Annotated in this window: 1 pseudogene; it reads left to right on the forward strand. The window is 79.8% G+C overall.

Going from position 1 to position 347, the window contains the following annotated elements:
- Window positions 1-347, forward strand: a pseudogene (locus GTW08_RS19650) (glucose-6-phosphate isomerase); the annotation flags it as partial.

Raw genomic sequence — 347 nt, forward strand, 5'->3', positions numbered from 1 at the left:
GACGCGGTCGCCGCGGCCCGCGTCGTCGCCGGCACCGACCCGGGTGGGGCCCGGCTGACCGCACTGGACTCCGCGGACCCGGTGCAGGTCGCGGAGGCGCTGTCCGGGGAGCTCGCCGAGACCGTCCTCGTCGTCGCCGACGCGGCGGGCACCGACCCCGTCGTCGCGGCCGTCACCCGGGTGGTCGCCGCCGCGATCGCCGAGGAGGTCGGCGCCGACGCCCTCGCCGCGCGCACCGTGCACCTGACCGAGCCCGGCTCACCGCTGGACACACCCGGCGACCCCGGCCCGGTCGTGGTCACCCTCGACGCGGACGTGCCGGGCCGCTTCGGCGTGCTGGGCCCGCT

This window comes from Pseudonocardia sp. SID8383, assembly GCF_009864975.1.
Taxonomy (GTDB): Bacteria; Actinomycetota; Actinomycetes; order Mycobacteriales; family Pseudonocardiaceae; genus Pseudonocardia; species Pseudonocardia alni.